The sequence below is a fragment of the Streptomyces sp. NPDC058257 genome (assembly GCF_042881845.1).
In the GTDB taxonomy this organism is placed as follows: Bacteria; Actinomycetota; Actinomycetes; order Streptomycetales; family Streptomycetaceae; genus Streptomyces.
On the sequence record NZ_JBHVXJ010000014.1, the window covers coordinates 163,257 to 187,236 of the forward strand.

General features: G+C 70.0%; 20 protein-coding genes. 10 read left to right on the forward strand and 10 right to left on the reverse strand.

Annotated elements, in window-relative coordinates; translation table 11 throughout:
- Nucleotides 1-154: 154 nt before the first annotated feature.
- Nucleotides 155-643, forward strand: coding sequence for a beta-class carbonic anhydrase (locus tag ACFVXC_RS29375; RefSeq protein ID WP_389910998.1), 489 nt, complete (start codon nt 155-157; stop codon nt 641-643).
- Nucleotides 644-744: 101 nt separating this feature from the next.
- Here the strand turns inward: ACFVXC_RS29375 and ACFVXC_RS29380 are convergent, their stop codons facing one another.
- From ACFVXC_RS29380 to ACFVXC_RS29400, 5 genes are all read right to left on the reverse strand, one after another.
- Nucleotides 745-2,121: an MFS transporter gene (locus tag ACFVXC_RS29380; protein ID WP_389911001.1), complete on the reverse strand. Its 1,377-nt coding sequence runs from the start codon at nt 2,119-2,121 to the stop codon at nt 745-747.
- Nucleotides 2,122-2,174: 53 nt separating this feature from the next.
- Nucleotides 2,175-3,098, reverse strand: coding sequence for an amidohydrolase family protein (locus ACFVXC_RS29385; RefSeq protein ID WP_389911004.1), 924 nt, complete (start codon nt 3,096-3,098; stop codon nt 2,175-2,177).
- A 32-nt stretch (nt 3,099-3,130) separates the two neighbouring features.
- The gene (ligK, locus tag ACFVXC_RS29390; protein ID WP_389911007.1) at nt 3,131-3,814 is read right to left on the reverse strand and encodes a 4-carboxy-4-hydroxy-2-oxoadipate aldolase/oxaloacetate decarboxylase; all 684 of its coding nucleotides are present in this window, start codon (nt 3,812-3,814) and stop codon (nt 3,131-3,133) included.
- Nucleotides 3,815-3,942: 128 nt separating this feature from the next.
- Nucleotides 3,943-4,968 carry an amidohydrolase family protein gene (locus ACFVXC_RS29395; protein ID WP_389911011.1) on the reverse strand — a complete coding sequence of 342 codons (1,026 nt, stop codon included), beginning with the start codon at nt 4,966-4,968 and terminating at the stop codon, nt 3,943-3,945.
- Entirely contained in the window at nt 4,965-6,152 is a 1,188-nt protein-coding gene (locus ACFVXC_RS29400; RefSeq protein WP_389911014.1) for a 4-oxalomesaconate tautomerase, read from the reverse strand. Before ACFVXC_RS29400 ends, ACFVXC_RS29395 begins: the two co-directional genes overlap by 4 nt.
- Before the next feature lie 167 nt (nt 6,153-6,319).
- On the opposite strand from ACFVXC_RS29400, the gene ACFVXC_RS29405 reads away from it, so the two are divergent.
- The 8 genes from ACFVXC_RS29405 to ACFVXC_RS29440 all read left to right on the forward strand — a co-directional run bounded on the left by ACFVXC_RS29405 (nt 6,320) and on the right by ACFVXC_RS29440 (nt 15,093).
- The gene (locus ACFVXC_RS29405) at nt 6,320-7,000 is read left to right on the forward strand and encodes a GntR family transcriptional regulator (protein WP_389911017.1); all 681 of its coding nucleotides are present in this window, start codon (nt 6,320-6,322) and stop codon (nt 6,998-7,000) included.
- A 259-nt stretch (nt 7,001-7,259) separates the two neighbouring features.
- Nucleotides 7,260-8,489, forward strand: a complete 1,230-nt coding sequence (locus ACFVXC_RS29410; RefSeq protein ID WP_389911020.1) for a tetratricopeptide repeat protein — start codon at nt 7,260-7,262, stop codon at nt 8,487-8,489.
- Between the two features lie 677 nt (nt 8,490-9,166).
- Nucleotides 9,167-10,273 (forward strand): beta-ketoacyl-ACP synthase 3, encoded by a 1,107-nt coding sequence (locus tag ACFVXC_RS29415; protein ID WP_389911023.1) that lies wholly within the window; start codon nt 9,167-9,169, stop codon nt 10,271-10,273.
- A 95-nt stretch (nt 10,274-10,368) separates the two neighbouring features.
- A complete protein-coding gene (locus ACFVXC_RS29420) occupies nt 10,369-10,617 on the forward strand; it encodes a phosphopantetheine-binding protein (RefSeq protein WP_389911025.1) in 249 nt (82 codons plus the stop codon).
- Nucleotides 10,614-11,843 (forward strand): beta-ketoacyl-[acyl-carrier-protein] synthase family protein, encoded by a 1,230-nt coding sequence (locus tag ACFVXC_RS29425; protein ID WP_389911027.1) that lies wholly within the window; start codon nt 10,614-10,616, stop codon nt 11,841-11,843. The genes ACFVXC_RS29420 and ACFVXC_RS29425 overlap by 4 nt, the downstream gene beginning before the upstream one ends.
- A gap of 62 nt (nt 11,844-11,905) precedes the next feature.
- Nucleotides 11,906-12,901 (forward strand): 3-oxoacyl-ACP synthase III family protein, encoded by a 996-nt coding sequence (locus ACFVXC_RS29430; protein ID WP_389911029.1) that lies wholly within the window; start codon nt 11,906-11,908, stop codon nt 12,899-12,901.
- A gap of 52 nt (nt 12,902-12,953) precedes the next feature.
- Nucleotides 12,954-13,838, forward strand: coding sequence for a 4Fe-4S domain-containing protein (locus ACFVXC_RS29435; protein WP_389911031.1), 885 nt, complete (start codon nt 12,954-12,956; stop codon nt 13,836-13,838).
- A 40-nt stretch (nt 13,839-13,878) separates the two neighbouring features.
- Nucleotides 13,879-15,093 (forward strand): cytochrome P450, encoded by a 1,215-nt coding sequence (locus ACFVXC_RS29440; RefSeq protein ID WP_389911033.1) that lies wholly within the window; start codon nt 13,879-13,881, stop codon nt 15,091-15,093.
- 518 nt (nt 15,094-15,611) lie between these two features.
- Here the strand turns inward: ACFVXC_RS29440 and ACFVXC_RS29445 are convergent.
- A complete protein-coding gene (locus ACFVXC_RS29445) occupies nt 15,612-16,925 on the reverse strand; it encodes a cytochrome P450 (RefSeq protein WP_389911036.1) in 1,314 nt (437 codons plus the stop codon).
- A gap of 268 nt (nt 16,926-17,193) precedes the next feature.
- Complete coding sequence (locus ACFVXC_RS29450; protein ID WP_389911039.1) at nt 17,194-18,123, reverse strand: endo-beta-N-acetylglucosaminidase H; 930 nt, start codon at nt 18,121-18,123, stop codon at nt 17,194-17,196.
- A 289-nt stretch (nt 18,124-18,412) separates the two neighbouring features.
- Here ACFVXC_RS29450 and ACFVXC_RS29455 point away from each other — a divergent pair, with 289 nt between their 5' ends.
- The gene (locus ACFVXC_RS29455) at nt 18,413-20,092 is read left to right on the forward strand and encodes a hypothetical protein (RefSeq protein WP_389911042.1); all 1,680 of its coding nucleotides are present in this window, start codon (nt 18,413-18,415) and stop codon (nt 20,090-20,092) included.
- Nucleotides 20,093-20,314: 222 nt separating this feature from the next.
- On the opposite strand, the gene ACFVXC_RS29460 is transcribed toward ACFVXC_RS29455, so the two are convergent.
- From ACFVXC_RS29460 to ACFVXC_RS29470, 3 genes are all read right to left on the reverse strand, one after another.
- Nucleotides 20,315-21,106 (reverse strand): DeoR/GlpR family DNA-binding transcription regulator, encoded by a 792-nt coding sequence (locus ACFVXC_RS29460; RefSeq protein ID WP_389911045.1) that lies wholly within the window; start codon nt 21,104-21,106, stop codon nt 20,315-20,317.
- A gap of 70 nt (nt 21,107-21,176) precedes the next feature.
- Entirely contained in the window at nt 21,177-22,535 is a 1,359-nt protein-coding gene (locus ACFVXC_RS29465) for a gluconate:H+ symporter (protein WP_389911047.1), read from the reverse strand.
- Nucleotides 22,532-23,956, reverse strand: coding sequence for a homoserine dehydrogenase (locus ACFVXC_RS29470; RefSeq protein ID WP_389911049.1), 1,425 nt, complete (start codon nt 23,954-23,956; stop codon nt 22,532-22,534). The genes ACFVXC_RS29465 and ACFVXC_RS29470 overlap by 4 nt, the downstream gene beginning before the upstream one ends.
- Between the last annotated feature and the right edge of the window lie 24 nt (nt 23,957-23,980).

A 23,980-nucleotide genomic window follows, 5' to 3' on the forward strand; every position in this document is an offset into this window, starting at 1 on the left:
CGCGCTGGAGTCCTTCTGGCCCTCCCGCCGCGCCTATCTGTTCGACCTGTTCTGTCGCTAGGTCACTTCCGTGCGCCCGGCACGAGGCTCGCTCCTCCCGTGCCGCGCATCCCTGAAGCAAGCCCAAGACGACACACAAGAACAGAGGATCACCATGTCTGTGACCGATGAACTGCTGGCCAACAACGCGTTGTACGCGGAGTCCTTCGCCGGCCCGCTGCCTCTGCCGCCCGCCAAGCATGTGGCAGTTCTGGCCTGCATGGACGCACGGCTCGACGTCTACGCGCTTCTCGGCTTGCACGAAGGCGAAGCCCACGTAGTGCGCAACGCGGGCGGCGTCGTCACGCAGGACGAGATCCGATCACTCGCCATCAGCCAGCGTCTGCTCGGCACCACCGAGATCATCCTCATCCATCACACGGACTGCGGGATGCTCACCTTCACCGATGACGGCTTCAAGGACGAGATCCAGCGCGAGACGGGGATCCGACCGCCGTGGGCGGCGGAAGCCTTCACTGACCTGGCGACGGATGTGCGGCAGTCCATCGCCCGGATCAAAGCCGACCCGTCCATCGTGCACAAGGATGACGTGCGAGGGTTCATCTTCGACGTGGCCAGCGGCAAACTCAGCGAAGTGGTCTGAGGCCGGGCACGTCTGAAAGCCGCGTGAACCGCCGACTGGCCGACTCGGGACTCCGGGCCCTCTGGCTCACCCAGAGACTCCCCCAGAGACTCACCCAGCGTTCAGGACGCCGCCGGAACGGACTCCTGCTTCTCCTGGGCCTGCGCCGCCAGTCGGCGGCGGCGCGTGGCCGGTGCGAAGACGGCCAGCACGAGGGCTCCGACGACCCAGGTTCCGGCGATGAACACGAAGACCGCCTCGTAGCCGACGCCGTTGTAGATTCCGGCGATCATCAGCGGTCCTGCCGCGTTCGACAGGCGGCCCAGGCCGTAGGCGATGCTGGTGCCGAGCGAGCGGCCCCGGGTGTCGAAGAGTTCCGGCGAGTACGCGTAGGCCAGGGCTGTGTAGCCGCGCTCGAAGAGGTTGACCATGAACCCGAACACGACGATGAGGACCGGGGTGAACGTCAGTCCGTACAGCAGACCGGACGCGGCGATGATCAACCCGAAGACCACCAGGCACCACTTGCGCTCGAACCGGTCGGTGACCATCGCCGCGAGGAAGGAGCCGAGCGGTGCGCCGACCGTCGTCAGAGCCACGTAGAAGATCGAGTCCTCCACGCTGACGCCCTCGGCGGCCAGCAGTGTCGGCGCCCAGCTCGAGTAGCCGAAGAAGCCGATGGTCTGGGTGATCCACAGGACCGACAGCAGGATCGTGGGGAGCAGGAACTTTCTGTCCTTGAGCATGGCAAGACCGGTCCTGCCGACCGGGCCCTGCGGCTGCGGATTCCGCGCGGCGGGCAGCTCACCGTGCTCGGCTGCCGCGCCCGCCTCGATGCGCGTCAGGACGGCGTCGGCCTCCTCGTGTCGGCCGCGGGACTCGAGCCACTGCGGAGACTCCTCGAGTTTCCGCACGAAGAACAGGAACAGGACGCCGATCGAGCCCCACAGGTAGACCAGGCGCCAGGACCAGTCGGACATGGGCACGACAGCGGAGGCGATGAGGTTGGTGACGGGGGTGCCGCAGATGCCGATGACGATGGCGTACGCCTGGAACTTTCCGCGCTTGGCTCGCGGGTAGAGCTCGCTGATGTAGACGACGGCGATGACGGTCATCGCGGAGAGGCCCGCGGAGGTCAGCACGCGGAAGACGCCCAGGGACCAGATGTCCCAGGCGAAGACGCAGGCGAAGGACCAGACGGTGTACCAGAACGTGGTCACGATGAGCATGCGCCGGCGCCCCAGCCGGTCGGCGAGTCCACCGGCGACCACGGCCCCGAAGAACATGCCGACGAAGGACAGCGAGGTCACATAGGCGATGTGGTTGACGTCGGAGCCCCACTGTTCGCGCACCACGGGGGCCGTGATGGCGAAGGTGTTGATGTCCGCGAACTCGAAGAAGTAGGCGAACGCCACCGCGTAGAGCGTGGTCTTGTGGAATTTCGAGATGGGCAACCGGTCGAGCCGGTTGGCCGCGTTGGGGGCGGGGATGTGCTGCACTGCACGCTCCTGGAATGGGGACGCGGCGCCGTTGCCGGGCCGGTGGTTTGCGGTCAGCCGGCCTCTTCGGGCCAGTACAGACGCCGGGGGTTGTCGACCAACAGGGCCTGCTGCCGGGCAGCGGTCGTGGCGACATGCGGGATGTGGTCGACCAGCAGACCGTCGTCGGGCATGTGGTTCTTGAGGTTGGGGTGGGGCCAGTCGGTGCCCCACAAGGCCCGGTCGGTGAACTCGTCGACGACCTTGCGGGCGAACGGCACGACGTCACGGTAGGCATGGCGCTCGCCGTCCAGGGCGGGCGGTCCGCAGATGGTCAGGCGCTCGGGGCAGGAGACCTTGACCCAGACGTCGTTGGTCTCGACGAAGCGCAGGAAGCGGGCGAACTCGGGGCCGTCCGGACTCCGGGTGACGTCGGGGCGGCCCATGTGGTCGATGACGAGCGGAACGGGCAGGGAGGCGAAGAACGTCTCCAGGTCGGCCAGGTCCGGAGCCTCGAAGTAGAGGACGACGTGCCATCCCAGCGGTGCGATCCTGCGGGCGATGGTTGCCAGGGCCTCGGTGGGCGGGGCGTCCACCAGGCGCCGCACGAAGTTGAAGCGCACCCCTCGCACTCCCGCGTCGTGCAGGCGCCGCAGTTGTTCGTCGCTGACGTCGGGGCGCACGGTCGCCACCCCCCGGGCCCGGTCACCGGCGCTGTACAGGGCGTCCACCAGAGCGCTGTTGTCGGCGCCGTGACAGGTGGCCTGCACGATGACGTTGCGCGCGATGCCGAGGTGGTCGCGGAGGGCGAAGAGGTCGTGTTTGGAGGCGTCGACGGGCGTGTACTTGCGTTCGGCCGCGAAGGGAAACCCGGCGCCAGGGCCGAACACGTGGCAGTGGGCGTCCACGGTCCCCGCCGGCAGGGTGAAGGCGGGCTTGGTGGGGCCGCGGTACCAGTCGAGCCAGCCGGGGGTGACGGCGAAGTCCTGGTCGGTCATCGGGAGTGCTCCTCGTACTGTCAGTCGACCTGTCAGTCGACGTAGGTCAGGCCGTGCTCGGCAAGGCGTCCGCGCATGGCGTACATGTCCAGGCCCAGCTCGCCCGCCTTGAACCGTTCCCGCTTGCCCTCCTCGGCGGCCTCGCGCCTTGCGGCCGCCTCGGCCACCGCGGCGGCCCGGGCTGCGGGCACGACGACGACGCCGTCGGTGTCAGCGACGATCACGTCACCCGGGTTGACCAGCGCGTTGGCGACGACGACAGGAACGTTGACCGAACCAAGCGTGGCCTTGACCGTGCCCTTGGCGTTGATCGCGCGGGAGAAGACGGGGAAGTCCATCCGCCGCAGCTCGTCGACATCGCGGCAGCCGCCGTCGATGACAAGGCCCTTGGCCCCACGGGCGCGGAGGGAGGTGGCGAGCAGCTCGCCGAAGAAGCCGTCCTCGCTCTCGGTGGTGCAGCCGGCGACGACGACGTCGCCCTCGCGCACCTGCTCGGCGGCCACATGCAGCATCCAGTTGTCGCCGGGCTGCAGCAACACGGTGACGGCGGTGCCGCAGAGCTTCGCGCCCTCGTAGACGGGCCGGATGCCGGGACGCATCAGGCCGAGTCGGCCCATGGCCTCGTGGACCGTGGCGACCCCGAACCGGGACAGGGCCTCGACCGCCGCGCGATCGGCGCGTTCAATGTTGCGGTGGACGACTCCGAGTTCGTGCATGGTGTGGCTCCTTGCGCTGTCGTGAGTGGTCGGATCGGTCGGATCGGTCGGATCGGTCGGATCGGTCGGATCGATCCGCTCCAAAGGCGAGACCCGGCCGGAGGTCGCGAGGGGGCGACGGGGGGGGCTCAGCGGCCCTGGGCGGTCAGGCGCGCGTCCAGGCGGGGATAGACACGCCTGGCGTTCCGTTCCTCGATCGCGGTCAGTTCCTCGTCCGCCAGGCCCGCGTTCTCGACGTAACGGCGGGTGTCGTCGAAGTGGTGGCCGGTGTGCGGGTCGATGCCACGGACGGCTCCGATCATCTCGGAGGCGAAGAGGATGTTGGCGTACGGGACCACTTCAAGGAGCAGGTTGATGCCGGGCTGGTGGTAGACGCAGGTGTCGAAGAAGACGTTGCGCAGCAGTGACTCCACCGCCTCCGGCTTGCCCAGCGCCTGCGCCAGACCCCGGAATCGGCCCCAGTGGTACGGCACGGCGCCGCCGCCGTGCGGGACGATCAGGCGCAGGCCGGGGAAGTCGGCGAACAGATCCCCGGTCAGCAGTTGCATGAACGCGGTGGTGTCGGCGTTGAGGTAGTGCGCCCCGGTGGTGTGGAAGGCCGGATTGCAACTGGTGGAGACGTGCACCATGGCCGGCACGTCCAGCTCGGCGAGCTTCTCCCACACCGGGTACCAGGACCGGTCGGTCAGCGGTGGTGCCGTCCAGTGACCGCCGGAGGGGTCCGGGTTGATGTTGACGGTGACGGCGCCCAGCTCAAGGACGGCGCGTTCGAGTTCGGGGATGACGGTGGCCGGATCGGCCCCCGGTGACTGCGGCAGCATCGCGCCGGGGGCGAATCGCCCGGGGTAGAGCTCGGCGACGCGGTGGCACAGGTCGTTGCAGATACGGGCCCACGCGGAGGAGGTGGCGAAGTCCCCGATGTGGTGGGCCATGAACGAGGCGCGGGGGGAGAAGACGGTGACGTCGATGCCTCGCTCGTCCATGAGACGCAGTTGGTTCGTCTCGATGGACTCGCGGATCTGGTCGTCGCTGATGGCGGGCCCCGCGGGGCCGGGTGCCTGTGCCGGGTCGGTGAGCGCGGCGGTCTGCGCCTTGCGCCACTCCCCCAGCGGGGCCGGTGCCGTCGTGTAGTGGCCGTGGACGTCGATGATCACGCGGTGTTCTCCAGAGCGGTGGGAGTGGGGTCCCAGAGGGAACGGGGTATCAGCAGATCGCCGGCCATGATGAGACGGGCGGTGCGCAGCAGTGCGGAGCGCGTGACCTGCTGGGGATCGTCAGGGGCGAGGCCGAGGGTGACGCTGAACTCTCCGGACGGGTGCTCGACGGAGACGGTGGGCTCCGTGCCGGACACATCGGCGGCGACGTCGCGGGCGACGCTGCCTTCGAGTACACAGGCGGTCGCGGCAGTGACGGCGGCGAGCACGCCGATGGACTGGTGGCACACCCGTGGGATGAGGCTGCGCGTGGAGAGGGTGCCCCCGTGACGCGGCGGCGCCACCAGCGTCATCTTCGGGTAGTTCTTCTCCGTGACGTCGCCGAGGCCCATGGCTTCGCCGCAGATCAGGCGCAGCGCCTCGACACGGGTTCTGAGCCCGCCGTCGGCGTCGATCTGTGCCGGTGTCTCGTAGCCGGTGGCGCCGAGGCGCTCGGCTGCCACGATCACCAGGGGCTGGCCGTTGTCGATCAGGGTGACATCGACGGCGCCGAATCCGGGGACCTCGACGGTGTCGCGTGTGCGCCCGGTGGGGAGCAGGGATCCCGCGACGGAGCCGGCCGTGTCCAGGAAGCCGATCTCGACCGGAGCGGCGGTGCCGGGGACACCGTCGATACGGGCCTCGCCCCGGTAGTCGACGTACCGCGCCCCGTCCGTGCCCAGTGGGGTGGCGACGGTGATCTCGGCGACCATGCCGGTGTTGCGGGTACGCACGCGGGCGGTGGTGCGATCGGCTTCGGGGACGACCATGCCGGTCTCGACGGCGAACGGCAGTACGGCAGCCAGCATGTTGCCGCAGTTGGATGAGGTGTCGGCGGTGTCCCCGCCGGGCTGTATCTGGACGAAGGTCCACTCCACGTCGACGCCGCGTTCCGTGCCGGGCCCCACGATGCCGACCTTGCTGGTCAGCGGGTTCCCGCCGCCGACACCGTCGATCTGGCGCGGGTCGGGAGATCCCATCGCGGCAAGCAGTACGGCATCACGGAGCCCGGTGTCCTCGGGCAGCAGTCGCGCGTCGAAGAACGGCCCCCGCGACGTTCCGCCTCGCATGAACAGGCACGGAATCGCGGTCTGGGAGCCGTGGCGGCGCGCCCCGCGGGTCCGGGCGACTGCTTCGGCAGGCATCGGCACTCCTTCGTCAACTGGGATACGCAGAGGAAACTAGATCATCAACCAGATTGTTGACAAGATGTTTGATGAAATTACAAAAGAAGTCCCCCCGGGCACGCCCTGAGCCCCCACGGCTCTAGGCTTCACCTGCACGGACCTGCCGATGAAAGAGGTCGAACGAGTTGACGGACAAGCTGACGGGCGCCGCCGCACGCCAGTACGTGGCCGACGCCATCAGGCATTCCTTGCGCTCCGGGGACCTGGTGCCCGGACAGCGACTTGTGGAGAACGACCTCGCCGAGTCCTACGGGACGACCCGCAGCGCCGTCCGCGAGGCCCTGCAGGACCTCGCCGCCGAGGAGATCGTCGAGATCATCCCCCGCCGCGGCGCCCGCATCCGGGCGGTCTCCGTGGACGAGGCCGTCCAGATCACCGAGTGCCGCTCCGCCCTTGAGCAACTGTGCGCCATGAAGGCCGCCACACAGGCGAACGAGGCGCAGCGTGCGGAGCTGCGCCGGATCGGCACAGAGATGCGCCAGGCCGTCGCGGACGGAGCGGTGCACACCTACTCCGCCCTCAATCAGCGCCTGCACGAACTGGTGGTCGAGGCCAGCGGTCAGGAGGTGGCCAGGCGCCAACTCGAACGACTCAACGGACCGATGGTGCGCTTCCAGTTCCGACTGGCCTTGCGCCCCGGCCGTCCCGCCCAGTCGTTGCAGCAGCACCTGGACATCATCGACGGAATCGTCAGCGGTGACGCCACGGCAGCGGCACGGGCCGCTGCCGTGCACTTGGCCGACGTGGTCGAACAACTGCGGTCGTCGGCCGCCACATCGTCCGCACCGGTACCGACCCGCACATGAACCGCCGCACGCGACGAGCGGGCCGACGAACGCTCACAGCCTGCTGTTCGAACGACTGATCAGTTGTGCACACGCAGCCCGCGGCGGCGCCACACCCGAGCGTGGCGCCGCGCAAGTTCCCCGGGCCACCACGCGACGGTCGTGGAACTGTCGTGTAGGGATTCCGCAGGCCGAAACCGTAGGTCGGCGGGCCCGTTGGGCCTGGGAGAGGTTCCCCCGCGTTCCCGCGTTCCCGCCTTCGTCGTGACGGAGTGAGGCCATGGCTACGCCCAACGATTCTCTGCTGAGCCTGATCCGTGAAGCGGGCTGGACGTACGAGGCGCTGGCCCGCCGCGTCAACACCGCCGCGTTCCGACGCAAGCCGGGTACGAGCTTCGACCGGACGACGGTGGCGCACTGGGTGCGCGGCTCTCGCCCTCGCAACCCTGTGCCGGAACTGCTGTGCGGGCTCTTCACACAACGGCTCGGGCGTCTGATCACGCCGGTGGAGCTGGGGCTCGCCGACGCCCGTCCACCGGTGATCAGGGGTGCGGCCGCACTCATCGCCGCCATCCCCGGCCTCGAAGCGAGCGGCCTCCAGGAGACCGGCACGGGCGACGGGGCACCCCGCACCCGCGTACCCGGACAGAGCCCAGATCCCGACAGCGGGAACAGGCCCGTTCAGGCCTGGCACGAGCAGATGTGGCGAGGGGCCGAGCGGTTCTTCGTGGGGCAGACAGCCGCCTTGGGCGGGAAGCGCACCGGGCCGGTTCTTCTGGCCTACCTGCGGTCCACCTTCAGCCCCGGAGGCAGCGCCGCGCCCCTGGGAGCGGAGTCGAGGGCGGGTCTCGTTCATGTTGCCCGCACCGCAGTCCTCCTGGCCGGCAGCTACACCGACGCATGCCGCACCCAGGAGGCGCAGGATGCGCTGACCGCCGCCGAAGCGCTCGCCGACCACGCGGAGGACAGAGCCGTCCAGGCCATCGCGCTGCGGCAGTTGAGCGAGAGCGCCCTGCTGCGGGGCAGGACCGCCCTTGCGACGGGATATCTGAACCGCGCTCTGGAGATCTCCCGCCACACGTCGAGGCCGGTGCGTGCGTACGTCGCCGCTCAGGCGGCCCGGGTGTACGCGGCGAGCGGGGAACGGCCGGCGGCGCTGAACTGGCTGGAGACCGCGTCCCGGTTGATGCCTCGCTACACCGGCGGCGAGGAACCCTTCGCGGTCTACTCGGCGGCGGCCTTGCACTATCAGCAGGCAGCCGTTCTGCTCCGCCTCGGTGAGCCGCGCGAGGCCCATGCGGCACTCACCGCATCGCTCGACGCGCGGCCCGCACAGGAAGCGCGCGCGGTTCTGTTCACGCTGCTCGCCAGAGGGTGGCTGCACCACGCCGAGGGCCACAGCGAGGCGGTGAACGCGGCCGCGGACACCGCATCGGAGATGAACGCCACCATCGCTTCGGTCAGGGCCGCCCGGGAAATCGCACGTATCCGCTCGGCACGACGGTCTTGAGCGGCGCGCCGTACGAGCGCGCGGACACGCACGCGCTGAACGGATCACCGAGCATGGAGACATGAACGATCCCTGGCTTGTCGCGCGTCTCCGCACCGTTCACGGCTCGTCCCGCCCGAGTGCCGCGGAGACGGACGCGGACGCGGCCCGCGAGTGCCCTGCTGGCGACGGCGTATCGCCACAGGAGAGAACCGACGCTTCGCACACCGAATTCAACACGTTCAACAACGCCCCCAGGCCGATGTCGACATTGCCGACCGGGCCGGTCGTTCACCGACCAGGACGCGGATGACCGAGGTGTCTCCGCACCCTGTCTCACGACTGTCCCCGGCGTCACACCTGCACCGCAGGAGCCGAAAATCTTCACCCCTTGGCGTGACTCTCGTTCGGCGCAGCGGCCGTAACGTTCCTGCAGCAGCCCGTGTGAGCTGCGCGATCACCGGCAACTCCCGCGTCTAGGTCTTTCGTTCGAGGACCACGCCATTCTCCCCAAGATCCTTTGCACCCATAGGGTCATGCCGATTCCAGCAGGACGCGATTCCGGGTGAGGTGTGGGTGTCTGGCGAACTCTTGTGCTCCGCAGCCAAGTTCCGGCTCAGTGCTACTTCTGAGTGGAGGCGGCCGACGAGAGGTACGGCACGCCGCGGAGCGGCCGACGGCGAGAAGAGGAACCTCCAGTGACACGGTCGCACGCACCGGGGGCGGCCAGCGAGCGGACGGCCGTAATCGAGGGTCTCGCCGGCGTCGTGCCGCCTCGCGCGGTGAGCAACAACGAGCTACCGGCAGCCTGGGAGACCGACGACGCCTGGGTGCGCCGTCGCACCGGCATCGGAACGCGTCACTGGGTCGGCCCCGGAGTGTCGACCGGCGACCTCGCCCTCCGGGCCGCGGCCCGGGCGCTGGATGTGGCAGCCGCCGCGCCGCTCCACCGGCTCGACGCGGCCACCGATCACCCTGTCGACGCGGTCATCGTGGCTACGTCCACGCCCGACCGGCCGATGCCCGCCATGGCACCACAACTGGCGCACCGGCTCGGTCTCGGCCAGGTCGCGGCGTGGGACGTGGCCGCCGCGTGCAGCGGATTCGTCTACGCCCTCGCCACCGCCGCCGGTGTGATCGGGGCGGGGATCGCCCATCGGGTCCTGGTCGTCGCGGCCGAGGTGTACTCCACGCTGATCGCCCCGGGCGACCGTGGCGCCGGCGTCGTCTTCGCGGACGGGGCGGGTGCGGTGGTGCTGCGCAGCGGCGAACACGGGGAGCCGGGCAGCATCCTCGGCTTCGACCTGGGCAGTGACGGCGCCGGTCATGAACTGATCGAAGTGCCGGGCGGTGGCGCGCTGGCCCGCTCCGCGCCCGACCGCTACACCCCGCAGGACCTGCACTTCCGGATGCGAGGACGTGACGTGTTCCAACATGCCGTCACCCGCATGACGCTCTCCTCACAGGTGCTGCTCAAGGATGTGGGCTGGACGGTGGACGACGTCGACCGGTTCGTGGCGCACCAGGCCAACGCACGCATCCTGAGCGCCGTGGCCGACCGCATCCCCCTGGCCGCCGACCGGCAGGTCTCCAACATCGACCGCGTCGGCAATACCGGGGCCGCCTCCATTCCGCTGGCACTGGCCGACGCCGCCGCGAACAGCAGCCTCCACGCCGGGCAGCGCGTGCTGCTCACCTCTTTCGGGGCGGGTCTCACCTGGGGCTCCGCCGCCCTGCTGTGGCCCCGGCTCGCCGCGGTCCCCTCCGTCCACAGCACCGGCGACGACTCCCCGCGCGACGCCTGATCACCAGTCCTCCCGCACTTCCCCCCATTCCCCCCCCTCTCCCGGCTTCCGTTCCCTCACCTGTCTCCCGTTCCAACACCTGAAAGGGCACAGCCATGTCTTCGATCGACACCGCGATCCAGTCCGTACTGACCGGAAAGTTCGAGGTTCTCCCGGACCACATCCTCCCCGGGGCCACACTGGAGAGCCTCGATCTGGACTCCCTGGCCCTGGCCGAACTCGCCCTGGCCCTCCAGGAAGAGCTGGCCGTCGAGGTGCAGGAGCACGAGGCGACGAAGAGCACCACGATCGCCGAGCTCACCGCCACCTTGGCCGCCAAGCGCACCGCGGCGGGCGCGCTGTGACGGTGGACAGCCGTACGGTCGCCGTCACCGGCCTGGGGCTCATCACCCCGGCCGGTGTCGGCCGCGAGACGACCTGGGCGGGCGTACTGCGCGGTGAATCCACGGCGGCCCACGATCCCCAGCTCAAGGAACTTCCCGTCGACTTCTCCTGCCGCATTCCGGAGATGACCCCGGAACAGGCCAGGATCGGCGGCGGCAAGGCCTGGCGGATGGGCCGGTTCTCCCAACTGGCCGTGCTCGCGGCGCGTGAGGCGGTGGCCGACGCGGGTCTCGTTCCGGCCGACTGGGACGGCGCCAGGGTGGCTGTCGTCATCGGTTCGGGGCTGGCCGGCGCGGCCCACCTGGAGGAGCAGACCCTGCGCATGCAGGCGGGCCCCGACCTGGTGTCCCCCGTCCTGATCCCGATGCTGATCTCCAACATGGCCGCCGGTGAGGTCCTGCTCGATCTGGGCGCACGCGGTCCGTCCCTGGCCACGGAGACCGCCTGTGCCTCGGGGGCCAGCGCCCTGGCGGTCGCCCGTGACCTGCTCCTCTCGGGCGCCTGCGACATCGCGGTGGCCGGCGGCACCGAGGCCGCGATCAGCCCGGTCGTCACCACCGGCTTCCACAGGATGGGCGCCCTCTCCTCCCGTACGGACGATCCCTCAAAAGCCTCCAGGCCGTTCGCCGCCGACCGTGACGGCTTCGTCATCGCCGAGGGTGCGGCCGTCCTCGTACTCGAACGCGCCGAGGACGCGCGAGCACGCGGGCAGAAGCAGTACGCCCAGCTCGTCGGCGTCGGCCTGAGCTCGGACGCCCACCACCCCACGGCCCCCGCCCCCGGCGGCACGGTGGCGGAAGTGGCACTGCGCGCCGCCATCGGCGAGGCCGGGCTCGCGCCGGGGGACATCGATCATGTCAACGCCCATGGCACGTCGACCCCGTTGAACGATCAGACCGAGGCCGAGGTCATCGCACGTGTCCTGCCCCACGGGCCCACCGTGACCTCCGCCAAGGGGGTCCTCGGGCACAGCCTCGGCGCGGCCGGTGCGATCGAGGCGGCCCTGACGGCCCTGACGATCCACCACTCCAGCGTCCCTCCGGTCGCCAACCTCGCGTCCGGCACTCTGGCGTATCCGCTGGACTGCGTGGTGGACCGGCCCCGGCAGCAGACCGTACGGGCCGCCGCCAGCCATTCGTTCGGCTTCGGCGGCCACAACGTGGTGCTCGTCCTGCGCGCGCCGTGAACCGGACTCGCCTCCCCGCAGCGTTCCCCGCACCTCTTCGCCCTCAGAAAGTCACCTCCCCTGTGACCGTGTACAGCGCGCTCGCCCACGCCAGCGTCCACATTCCCCTCGGCCGGCAGACCGTGGCCGAGGCCGAGGACCGGTTCCGGGCCCACAACCCCGGCATCTCCCTGTCCCCCGGTGTGCTGCGCCACATGTACGGGCTACAGGCGCGCAGCGTCGCGCCCGCCGACGAGCAGCCCTCCGATCTCGCCGCCCAGGCCGCCCGTGCCCTGTTCGACGAACACGACACCGGCCCCGGTGACATCGACCTGTTGCTGTTCGCCGGCATCCTCGCCGACATGGAGGAGCCGGCCACGGCCCATGTCGTCGCCGCCAAACTGGGACTCGGCTGTCCCGTCTTCGATCTGAAGAACGCCTGCAACGGCGTGCTCAACGCGCTGGAAGTCGCCGACGCGTTCATCAGGACCGGTCAGTACCGCCGCATCCTCATCACCAGCGCCGAGGTCAGCACCCGAGAAAGCCGGTGGTCGGTGGATGACGCGGCCGACGTCCTGCACGCACTGCCGAGTCTGAGCACCGGCGACATGGGATCCGCCGTTCTGGTCGAGTCCGCCGGGCGGCCCGGCATCCTCGGCAGCCGGTTCTTCGCCAACTCCTGGGGCTGGCAGGCCGCGACCCTGCCCAACCCCTACGCCCAGCACCGCACTCTCGGTCATCTGCGCATCGATTCCGCCGAGTTGGTGGCTTCCTTCGAGGGCATGCCCGAGAAGGTGCGCGGCGCCCTGCACGACTTCGGGGTGAAGGCCGGCGACCTGGATCTCGCCTGCATCCACCAACCGTCAGTGGCCTTCACCAAGATCGCCTGCGACTGGGTCGGCGTGGATCCCGGGCAGATTCTCGCCACCTTCCCTGCCCACGGCAACGTCGCCACCAACACCATTCCCCTCCAGCTGGCCACCGCACTGAAAGCCGGGCGACTACAACGCGGCGATCTGGTCGGCCTGTTCGGCTTCGCCAGTGGAGCCAGCAGTGGCCTGGTCCTGTGCGAATGGTGAGAGCCCACGCACCTTCGGCCGACCAACCAGCCCTGTGTACGGAGCCTCCGCAATGACCTCCCTGTCCCCCGCTCGGGCCCTCGCCGTCGAGACACCCCTGAGCCCTTCCGGCAGACAGCCCCGCATCGCCCCCGTCCCCTCGGACCAGTGGCCACCCGCCCTGCACGCGGTCCTCGACGCGTCCCGCGAGGACGGGCCGGGACGGATCAACCTGTTCGGCACCCTGGCCCATCATCTTCCGCTGGCCGAGGCCTGGTTGACGCTCGCCAAGATTCTCACCCACGACGGCACCCTGGCCGCGCGCGATCGCGAACTGACCATCCTGCGCACCGCCCACCGCCTCGACTCCGCATTCGTCCACGACCGCCACACCCCCCAGGCCGGTGCTGCCGGACTGCACCCCGACGAGACGGCTGCCACCGCCGCACCGCTGGAGGCCCACGGCTGGAGTCCGGACGACTTGGCGCTGTTGCAGACCGTCGACGCGCTGGCCGACCGCGCCGATGTACCGGATGCCACATGGGAGCGGCTGGCCCAGCGGCTGCGCCCCGATCAGCTGGTCGAACTCCTCGTACTGGCCGGGCAGTCGGCCATGATGTGCATGACGCTGCGCACCCTGCGTACGCCGCCTGACAGTCCCGGCACGGATCACGACCGTGCGGACGCCGAGCGCGACAGCCACCGGGCAGCCGAGCGGCCTCCCGCGGAGCGCGTCCATGCCACGCCGGACCAGGACGTCGACGTACGCGTCGACCGTCGGCGGTGCTGCAGCTCGGGTCAGTGCGTCACCACCGCCCCCGACGTCTTCGAGCAGAACGACGACGACGGCCTCGTCATGCTCCGCCCGGGGCATCAGACGTCCTCGGCGCAGCGCAGTGTCCGGTTGGCCGCCGCACTGTGCCCTGGTGGGGCGATCATCCTCACGCCCAAGCCGTAAGCCCTCCCCCCCCTTCGCCACCCACGGAGAGCCCTGCCCCATGTCACACACCTCCACGGCATCCGCCCTCACGCTTCCGGCGCCATACGGCAGTTGCCCCTACGACCCGCCGCCCGCCTATCTGGAAGCGGCAGCCGAACGGCCCATCACCCGCACCGTGTTGCCGGACGGTTCACCGTGCTGGCTGATCACCGGATACCAGGAAGTCCGCGCCGTCCTCGCGGACGCCCGCTTCAGCGCCGACGCCCGCACCCCCGGCTTCCCCTTCCTCTCCCCGGGCCAGCGTGAACTGGCCACCGCCAAACCGAGCTTCATCCGCATGGACGACCCCGAGCACGCCCGACTGCGCCGCATGGTCACCAAGGACTTCCTGGTGAAGCGCATCGAGGCGCTACGTCCCGGCATCCAGCGCATCGTCGACGAGGCCATCGACCGCATGGTCGCCAAGGGGGCGCCCGCCGACCTGGTCGGTGACTTCGCGCTGCCGGTTCCTTCCCTGGTCATCTGCCTGATGCTCGGCGTCCCCTACCAGGATCACGATCTCTTCCAGTCCCTGAGCCGGACCCTTCTCGACAACAGCACCACCCACGAACAGGCCGCCCGAGCCCACCACGAGCTCACGGCCTATCTGACCCGACTCGCCTGCGACAAACAGCGAGAGCCCGGTGACGACATCCTCAGCCGGTTGGTGGCACGGGACGACCTCACCCCGCAGGAGACCGCCTCTTTGGGCTTCCTGCTCCTGGTCACCGGCCACGAGAGCACCGCCAACATGAGCGCCATGTGCACCCTGGCGCTGCTGCGCGACCCGGATCAGATCACGCTGCTGCGCGAACGCCCGGAGCTGATCCCCGCAGCAGTCGAGGAGTTGCTGCGCCACCTCACGATCATCCATCTGGGACTGTCCCGGGTGGCCACCGAACCTGTGGAGATCGCGGGCACGTCCCTGGCCGCCGGCAGCGCGGTGATCTGCATGCTGTCCACAGCCAACCGCGACGAGGACCTGTTCGGCACGGAGGGCTGCGCCCACCCCTCACAGCTCGACCTCACGCGCGACGCACGCCGCCATCTCGCTTTCGGCTTCGGGGTCCATCAGTGCCTCGGACAGCCGCTGGCACGCGCCGAGTTGCACATCATCCTGGAAACGCTTCTGCGTCGTCTGCCCGGGCTCCGCCTCGCGGCGGCGGAGGAAGAGCTCGACTTCAGCACGGGGAGCATTGTGTACGGGGTGAAGGCGCTGCCCGTCTCCTGGTGAACCTGCGGCCCGCTCCACCCGCCAAAAGGGCCGTCGGAGCATCGGCGCCGTCGGACACGTGAAGAGCGGCCGAAGCCCGTTCATCGGGCTTCGGCCGTCTCTGTGCCTCCGCGTCCCGCGTCAGCCTTGGTCGAGCGTCATCTCGCCGAGCAGCGACCAGTCGGCGTGTCCTTCGAGTGCGCGCCGGAGGTTCCCTTGAGCGTCTGGGAGGCGTCCGCGTACGACACCCTGGTCCAGGCCCTCCTTGAGATGGACGGCAACAGATTGCTGGCGGCACAGCGGCTCGGTCCGGTATCTCCCGTACGACGGTCTACCGCACGATGAGGGCCTACGGGATCACGCTTCCCGCGCGCTCCTGAGACGGGCCGGGTCAGGCAGTACTCATCCGGTTCGCACACGGCAGTCCGCACAGCCGTCCGCACGCTGTTCACAACCCGGGCGGCCCGGCTGGTCCGCCACCGCAACGGATGAGAACGACGACAGACGTACCCCTGTTCGTCCAGGAACCACCGGACGCGCTAGAGGTCCCGAGGCCGCACCGTCATCCGGATCCCGTCCCGTGCCCACAGCACGAACCGTTCCACCGGCGTCACTTCGTGCCCCGGCGCGGGCCGAAAGCTCAATCGTTTGAGGAGGACGGCCAGGACGAGCTGAGCCTCGACCGTGGCCAGCGCGGCGCCCTCGCAGCTCCGTGGCCCGATCCCGAAGGGGACGTACGCGAGCCGCGGCCGCTTGGCCACCTCCTGCGGCGTGAACCGCTCGGGGTCGAACCGGTCCGGCTCGGGCCAGTGCTCGGGGTTCAGGTGCACCGCCCAGAACGGATAGAACACCGTCGTCCCGGCCGGGATCTCGTACGGGCCGAGAACCAGGTCCTCTGTCGTCTCGCGTGCGCCGTACGGACCTGGCGGGAACAGGCGCATCGACTCCTTGAGCACCATGTCCAGATACGTCAGCCGCCGCAGATCACCGTAGTCGGGCGTGGCGCGCTCGCCCAACACCCGGTCGAGTTCGGCGGCGACGCGCTCGGCCACACCGGGATGGCGGCCCAGCAGGTGCAGCGTCCACGAGACGGCGACACCGGTGGTGTGGTGAGCGGCGAGGAGCGTCACCATCACGGTGTCCCGGATCCGCGCCGGGGTCTCGCCGGCCTCGACGAGCGCCCCGATCAGGTCGCTGCTGTCAGTGCGCCCGTCCGAGCGGTGCGCCGCCACCACACGGTCGACCGTCGCGCGCAGGTAGGCGAGGGCCGCCTCGGCCCGCTCCGCCGAGCGCGGATCGGCCCGCGGCACCTGGTAGAGCCGCCCGAGGTGCTCGGTGAGTACCTCCTCGAACGCGGTGACGACACGGTCCGTGTCGGTCTCCGCGCCGCCCAGCGCGAACCCGCAGATCATTCGGAGCGACAGTGCGGTCAACTCCCCTTGCAGCTCGACGGGTTCACCGTCGGCCTGACCGGCCCAACGGTGCGCGAGCTCTCCCGCCGACTCGGTGAAGCGCGCGAAGTGCCGCTCGTGAGCCGGCCGCCCGGCGAGCACCGAGAGCAGCAGTCGGCGCCAGGGTGTGTGCTCGTCGGCGGGAAGCACTTGCAGGTTGCCCGCCTCGCACAGCGGGTCCAGGAACGCGAACAGTTCCTCGGGCCGCTTGTCGATGTGCGCCGTGGCCTCCAGCAGCACGGGGTCGGCGACCGACACGACCGTGTCCGCGCCCGGCAGTTGGAAACGTACGACGGGTCCGTGCGTCTCGTGCAGACGTAGCTGGTACCGGTGCAGTCCGCCCGCGGCCGCGACGGCGCTCAGCCCGCCGTCCTCCTGGTGCTCGGGTCCGGGGATGCGCATAACGGTGTCTCCTGTCCCAAGGTCCGGCCCCCGAAGCTGTCCGAGGGCCCTTCAGCTCGCCCTTGCGTCAGCCAGTTTCCCCCGCCTCCACGTCGGCGGCGGCCGTTCCGAAGGACCAGGCCCTCTCCATCCCGGGCCTCCATCCCGGGCCTCCGCACCGCGCCTCCGACATCGTTGTCGGAGGCGCGGCCTGCACAGATCGGGGCCTTAGGGGATGCGACAGGCTCCGAGGGAGAGGGGGCACCGCGCACTGGAACGTGCGGTCGCCTTACGGCGTGTAGACGGCGTCACTGCCGTACAGCTCCCTGGTGAACGCGGAGACATCGGCGCTGCGGTCGGCGCCGTCGAGGTTGTACGTCAGATAGACGCCGTACCCCTCACTGACGGTGCGGCGGGCGAAGCTGGTGATCGTGCTTTGCGAGGTCCGCCCGATCTCGACGGCCGCCGGCGACAGCTTCGACTTGGGCAGTGCGATGCCGGGGACCTGCCAACTGCCGTAGTACGGGTTCCAGGCGTAGTCGAACTTGGACGAGACGTCGACGCCGCCGTAGGAGAGGCGCGTCGCGGCCGGGCCGATGTTGTAGAGGCTGATGATCTTGTTCGGCATGTTCGCGCGCAGCGCCGTCACCAGGTGCACGAAGGAGCTGGCGTTGGGCTGGCCGGTGCCGTTGTTGCCGTACTCGGCGTACTCGTCGTCGAAGTCGATGCCGTCGAGGCCGTACTTGGTGACGGTGTCCGACATTTGTTTCGCGAACGCCGAAGCCGCTTGCTGGGACGGGAAGTTCGCGAAGCCCGCTCCCTGGTGGTTGCCGAGCACCGAGAGGACGACCTTGATGCCCTTCTGCTGAAGCGGTCGTATCTCCGTGGCGGCGTTGTCGAGGACTCGCTGCACGTTCTCGTTGAAGTGCAGGTACGCCGCCTTCTTACCCGTGTCGTAGTTGATGTTCGCCGCGAAGATGACAGCGACGTCGAAGGCGTTGCCCCCGCCGTTGGCGAGGGAGTACTTGCCGACGTTCCGCATGCTGTTGTTGTTCACCTCCACGTACGCCACCGAGGTCGGTCCCTGTTTCTTGGGAGCTGGGGTGGGAGCGGGGGCGGCTGCCGCGCCAGTCGTGGCGGCCGTGCCGAAGGTGAGGGCCGCGACGGCCGAGAGCGCGAGCGCGGCCAGCCGCACTCTGCTCCGTACCAAAGTGAACATCGTTGATCGGTCTCCCATCGCAAGGGTCGGCGCCCGACCTGTTCGAAAGCGCCGAGTGAGCCCTCCGAGTTTTCCTCTCCCATCACCGAATCCCAAGAATCGTGCACGAACTCTTCACGACTCCCACGCACCGCACGCCGCAGCCCGGCACCCGGGCAAGGGAGTTGGTACGGGTACGTCCTGGCCCACGGTCGGCATGCCGCTGAGAGCGGCAGAGCACTCCGGTACCCGAAAGTTCCGTTCTGCGGAGACTGTGCGGCGGTATCCCCGATGATGGGATCGCCTGGGAATGGATCACGCAACGCGGAGAGGTACGTACATGGTGGAGGTCGGCAGACAGCAGGACGAGCGCGTCGCGGGGCGGGTGTGGACGGTGCGCCTTGACCCCTACGGACGTCTGTCCGCCGGCGCGGTCAAGCTCTCCTGCTCCCGCCAGGCCTGCACCGAGCAGCGCTTCCCCGACGGGACCACCGCGGGGCGCAAGGCCGCGATCGGCCATGTCAACACGCACCTGGCCCACATCCGCACGGGCGGCGGGCCGCGCGGCGAGGCGTGGTGCGCCTGTCGCGCCGCCGACTGCGCGTGGCACACCCCCGATCCCGAAACCAACCGCCGGGTCGGGTCGCGGCAGCCGGACGCGGTGCGGTGCGGGGGCCCGGTGGTCCTGACCGTGTACGCCGACCGCACCGGACGGCTGTGGCGGATCGCGGAGATGTGCGCGCGCTGCGCGGCCGCCACCCCCAACTGCCGCGTCCTCGACACCGCGCCGCCCCCGGCACGCACCGCCACGACCGGGCCGGACCCGGCCTCGGGGGCACCGGATGCCGGGTCCGCGGGAGCGGGCGGCACGGGCGAGGACGGTGTCGCGGCGGTGTTCTCCGATCACACCCTCCTCTCCCCCGCTGCCGGAACTTCACCGGCCGCCCCACCGGCGTCGGTCCCTCGCACCCGCGCCGCCTCACCAGGGGCGGAGCCCCGGCGGACGAAGCGGTGGGGGAAGATCGCGCAGCGGACCGTTCCCTACGACCTCGAGCCCGATGTCCTGCGTCTGGAGCTCATCGAACTCGGGGACGCGTTCCGCGCCTACCAGCGGCGCCCCGAGCCCGACCTCGTCCTTCTCGCCGAACTCCACGAACGCAAGGCCCGCGCCTTCCGCCTGTGGGCCGACGTGAGCGGTGACGACGCGCTGCGTCATGAGGCACAGCGCGCCGAGACGGCCACGCAGACCACCCGGGAGATGCACGCCAACCGCAACGGCCAGTTGGTCGGCGACCTGGAGGGCGCCGACGGGCCGTTGGTGGAACGGCTGCTGACCCGGGGCCAGGGCGTGCACGCCCGCACCGTCCTTGACCACGTCGCCACCCACGCCCCGCACCCCGAGGCCGAGGTGCGCCTCGGCGTCCTCATGCTCACCCTGCGGGCCGCCCGCGCCGGTACCGGGAACGTCACCGGCCAGGACCTGACCGGCTGGCTCCAGGACGATGCCGAACGCGTCCTTGAGCAGTTGGTCGTATCCGACTGGCTCCATCTGCCCGCAACCGGCACCGTCGCCGACTTGTTGGCCTCCCGGTCCGAGGACCCCACCTCGTTCACCGTCCCCACGCTGCTGCCCGATCAGCCCCGCCCCTTCACTTTCGGAAAGAACAATCGCTCAAGAATCTCCGGCTGGGCCCAGAAGATCGTGGGTGACCGGAAGCTCCGTAAGAAGAAGGCCACCGCGACCACCCGGCTCCTGGCCCTGCACACCGCCGCCCACGCCCGCCCCGACGGCGGACTCGGACGCCCCGAGGACGGCGGTGGGCTGCCCTTGGATCAGGTCGCCGCTTTCTGCGCCCTGCCCCCCGAAGAGGTCGGTGAGCACGCCGAACTGCTGGTCGCCGCAGGCTGGCTCACCGAAGCCGACACCGCTGGGGGACGGCTGCGCGGGCAGCTCACCGAGCGCGTCCTGCCCCTGAGCGGGCTGCTGTGACAGGACCGCAGGGCATGCCGGGCATGCGGGTCGTACCGAGTTCGGCGGCACCCCATGGAACCGCACCCCATGGAACCGCACCCGAACGGATGATCGCCTTGATCAGCTGAAGGGCCCCGGTGCGCGGATCATCGTTGCACCGGCGAAGCCGGAAAGGGCGAGAGCCCGCGTCCGGTCGAGGCGGAGCATGCGGCCGTTACCCGCGCCGTCGGACCGGTCCCGTCACGGCTTCGCCATACGCAGTTCGGCCCCGCTCGCGCGGACTCCCTCCGCGGCGGCATCGGCCAGTGCGGTGTCAGTGATCACCGTGTCGAACGCCGTCAGCGGCGCGACGCGGTACTTGCCGAAGGTGCCGAACTTGGACGAGCCCGCGACAAGGACCGAACTCCCCGCGGATTCCATGGCCGCCTGTTTGACCTCGACCTTCGGCTCCGACGGTGTCGTCACCCCGCGCAGCAGGTCCCAGGAACTGGTGCTGATGAACGCGAAGTCCAAGGCGAGTTGACGCAGCGTCGCCGCGGCGAGGCGGCCCACGCTGGAGCGGTTGGCCACGTCGATCCGGCCGCCGATGTGCACGATGTCGAGGTGCGGTGCGCTCATGAGCTGGTCGGCGGTGGTGAAGTCGTTGGTCACCACCGTCAGGGAATCCAGCCGGGCCAGTGCCGGAACCATCGCGAGAAGCGTGGTGCCCGCGTCCAGATAGACGGTCATCCCTTCCTGGACGAGACCGGCGGCCCGCGCGGCCATGGCCTGCTTCTCGGGCTGCTCGACGAGCGACTTGTCCTGGAAGCTGGGCTCGGTGTTGACGTGGCTGGCGATCCTGACTCCGCCGGGGACCGAGAAGACCAGGCCCTGGCGCTCCAGTTCGGCGATGTCCCGGCGGACCGTCATGTGGGAGACACCGCAGAGCTGGGTGATCTGCTGGACGCTCAGCACCCCTTCCTTGCGCAGATGCCGCAGGAGTTGTTCGCGCCGTTGGTCCGGAATGAGCGGCAGGGGTTCCTGAGCGGTCATCGTCTGTCTCCTCGTCTTCTCTTGCCGTACGCGACGGTAGCCGATGATCTTCTTTTACGGCCCGGACGCGTCAGCCTCCGACGAACGTGCTGAGCAGCAGGACGCCGCCGAGGCTGAGCAGCGACTGCAGGGACAGCATCAGGGTCCAGGTGCGGAACGTCTGCGACACCGACAGCTGGAAGTACTCCTTGAACAGCCAGAAGCCGGAGTCGTTGACGTGCGAGAGCATCACCGCGCCCGAGGCCGTGGCGAGCACCATCAGCTCCGGGGAGACACCGGGATAGGCGGTGAGCAGCGGAGCGACGATACCGGTCGCCGCCGCCGTCGCCACCGTGGCCGAGCCCAGGCAGATCCGAAGCAGCGCGGCCACCAGCCAGGCGAGCAGCAGCGGTGGGACCGACCAGTCGACCGCGTAGTCCGAGATGATCTGGTCGATGCCGGTGGCGGTCAGCATCGCCTTGAGGCCGCCGCCCGCGCCGAGGATCAGCACGATCGCGCCGACCGGACCGAGCCCCTTGCCTGCCATCTTCTGAAGCTGCGTCAGCCCGAACCCGGAGCGGACCCCCAGGGCGAAGAAGGCGAAGATCACGGCCGCGAGCAGGGAAAGCACCGCGGAGTCGCAGGCCTCGAAGAAGTAGTACGGCAGCGTGCCCTTGGCGGTGTTCGCGGTGCCGAGCGTGCCGATGAGCATCAGCACCGGCGGCAGCAGGACCGTGATGAGTGCGAGGGTGAAGGAGACCGGGCGTCGCTGATTGTCGGGCACGGGGTCCGGCTGGGGCACGGGGCCGCGGTCCAGGTCGGGCGCGGGGCCGAACCACCGCGATGCCACCTTCGTCAGGAGCGGCCCGGTGATGACGGCCAGCGGGATGCCGATGATGAGCCCGTACATGATGGTCAGGCCCGTGCTCGCCTCGTACGCGGAGACGGCGAGTGTCGGCGAGGGGTGCGGCGGCAGCAGGCCGTGCGAGACGTACAGGCCCGCGGCCAGCGGCAGGCCGATGTAGAGGAGATGGGTCCCGGTGCGCTTGGCGACGGCGTAGACCAGCGGCACGAGCATGACGAAGCTGACGTCGAAGAGGTGCGGCATGCCGATGATCAGGGCGGCCGCGGTGATCGCGGTGGGGATCCACTTGACGGGGCGCGCGCCGATGAACTTGGTCGCGATGCGGTCGGCGCCGCCGGACCCGAGCAGGATGCCGCCGAGCAGGGTGCCGAGACCGATGGTCGGTCCGCTGCTGGCGAGCGCGTCGCCGAAACCCTCCTGGAAGTGCTCGACGGTGGTGCCCGGTGCGATGCCCGCGGCGAGTCCGAGTCCCAGCGCGGAGAGCGCGAGGGCGAGGAAGGGGTGCAGCTTGAACTTGGTGATCAGCACGACGAGTACGGCGACGGCCAGGGCGCCGAGCAGCAGGTGCTGGACGTCGGTGCTCACGAGCGGACCACCCCGGTGGCGGTGGTACGGGTGGCGCGGTCGGCCGGACGGGCGGCGCGGCCCGCGGTCCAGGCGCCGCTGAGTGCTTCGTCGGCGTCGGCGAGGTCGCCCAGGCGGATCAGTTCGCCCGCCGCGACGGGGCGCGCGAGGGTGGTGTGCGCGGCCAGATAGAGCGGGGCGATGTCGTCGGGCGTGTCATCGGCGCGGAGCAGGACCGCCTGCACTCCGGTCACGTCGTGGTGGTGACCGCCCATGTCGAGGAGGGTTCCCGCGGGCAGGTCCTGGCGTGCGCGGCCCGCGAGAGCGGCGTGTCCGCGCGGGTCGACGCCTCCGGAGGGGCGGTGGTGCAGCACCGCCGAAAGGAGGGAGAGCGGGGTCTCCACTCCCATCAGGTGGTATGGGAGATAGACGGCCGCGTACCCGCCGTCCTGGCTGACGACGTGCCCCTTGCCGCGCAGCGTCTCCCAGGTCACGGAGTCACCGGTACGGACCACGACGAAGACACCGCCCGCGAACGACGCCTCGCCGGGCAGCCGCAGCGCGCTGAAGACATCCACCGCGCCGGGCCGGTGAAGCACTCCGCCGTCCTCGCGCGGCCGGTAGACGTCGGCGAGTTCGGCGATCCGGGCGACCGGGTAGTGCAGCCGCTCGGCGTCGGGCTCGAAGCCGGTGTTGGTGGCGACGACCGCCATCTCGCAGTAGTCGGCGGTCGCGCCGACGGGCAGCGCGGACACCGCCTGCGCACGGGCCTCCAGCGTGGCCGGTACGTCGTCGCCGAGCGTGAGCAGTTCCGCGAGCCCCGGCGCGTCGACGGTCGTGTCGAGCTGGGTGACGGTGCCGCGTTCCGGATCGAACACGAGGTCGTACTCGCTGGACTTGCCGATCGCCACGATGTCGAGGCCGATGAACTGCGCCCAGGTCACCAGGCCGATGAGGTTGGCGGGCTGGTCACCGTCGGCGGTGGTGTAGACGACACCGGCCTGTTCGGCCAGGTCGGCCAGGTGCAGTCCGGCTACCGAGTCGACTTCCTTGCTGACCATCGCGACGTGCCGGCCGGCCTCGATCGCCGCCTTCGCCATCGCGTAACCGTGCACGGGGCTGCCGGTCGCCTCCACGAGGATGTCCCACGCCGCCGCGCCGAGCAGAGTGCTGTCGGCGACCAGGGCGATACGTCCGTCCCGCTCCGCGCGAGCCACATCGGCGGGGCTCTCACAGTCGGCCAGGCGTGCCGTCTCGTAGCCGAGCTCGCCGAGCATCGCGCGCAGCCCCGGCAGGTCGCGGTCACAGAGCACCGCGGGCCGGAGCGCGGTGCCACGCGGGGTCTGGGCGAGGAGCGTCCGGGCGAAACCGCCTCCGGCGCCGGACAGTGCGTAGTGCACGGTCCGGCCCTCGGTGGCGGCGAACAGGTGGTGCAGGTTCATGGGCCCTCCTCGATGAGCGCTCAT

Coding starts and splice junctions, on each gene's coding strand:
- ACFVXC_RS29375 (WP_389910998.1), top strand. CDS start 155: ATGTCTGTGACCGATGAACTGCTGGCCAACAACGCGTTGTACGCGGAG.
- ACFVXC_RS29385 (WP_389911004.1), bottom strand. CDS start 3,098: ATGACCGACCAGGACTTCGCCGTCACCCCCGGCTGGCTCGACTGGTAC.
- ligK (WP_389911007.1), bottom strand. CDS start 3,814: ATGCACGAACTCGGAGTCGTCCACCGCAACATTGAACGCGCCGATCGC.
- ACFVXC_RS29400 (WP_389911014.1), bottom strand. CDS start 6,152: ATGCCTGCCGAAGCAGTCGCCCGGACCCGCGGGGCGCGCCGCCACGGC.
- ACFVXC_RS29410 (WP_389911020.1), top strand. CDS start 7,260: ATGGCTACGCCCAACGATTCTCTGCTGAGCCTGATCCGTGAAGCGGGC.
- ACFVXC_RS29420 (WP_389911025.1), top strand. CDS start 10,369: ATGTCTTCGATCGACACCGCGATCCAGTCCGTACTGACCGGAAAGTTC.
- ACFVXC_RS29435 (WP_389911031.1), top strand. CDS start 12,954: ATGACCTCCCTGTCCCCCGCTCGGGCCCTCGCCGTCGAGACACCCCTG.
- ACFVXC_RS29440 (WP_389911033.1), top strand. CDS start 13,879: ATGTCACACACCTCCACGGCATCCGCCCTCACGCTTCCGGCGCCATAC.
- ACFVXC_RS29445 (WP_389911036.1), bottom strand. CDS start 16,925: ATGCGCATCCCCGGACCCGAGCACCAGGAGGACGGCGGGCTGAGCGCC.
- ACFVXC_RS29450 (WP_389911039.1), bottom strand. CDS start 18,123: ATGTTCACTTTGGTACGGAGCAGAGTGCGGCTGGCCGCGCTCGCGCTC.
- ACFVXC_RS29455 (WP_389911042.1), top strand. CDS start 18,413: ATGGATCACGCAACGCGGAGAGGTACGTACATGGTGGAGGTCGGCAGA.
- ACFVXC_RS29460 (WP_389911045.1), bottom strand. CDS start 21,106: ATGACCGCTCAGGAACCCCTGCCGCTCATTCCGGACCAACGGCGCGAA.
- ACFVXC_RS29470 (WP_389911049.1), bottom strand. CDS start 23,956: ATGAACCTGCACCACCTGTTCGCCGCCACCGAGGGCCGGACCGTGCAC.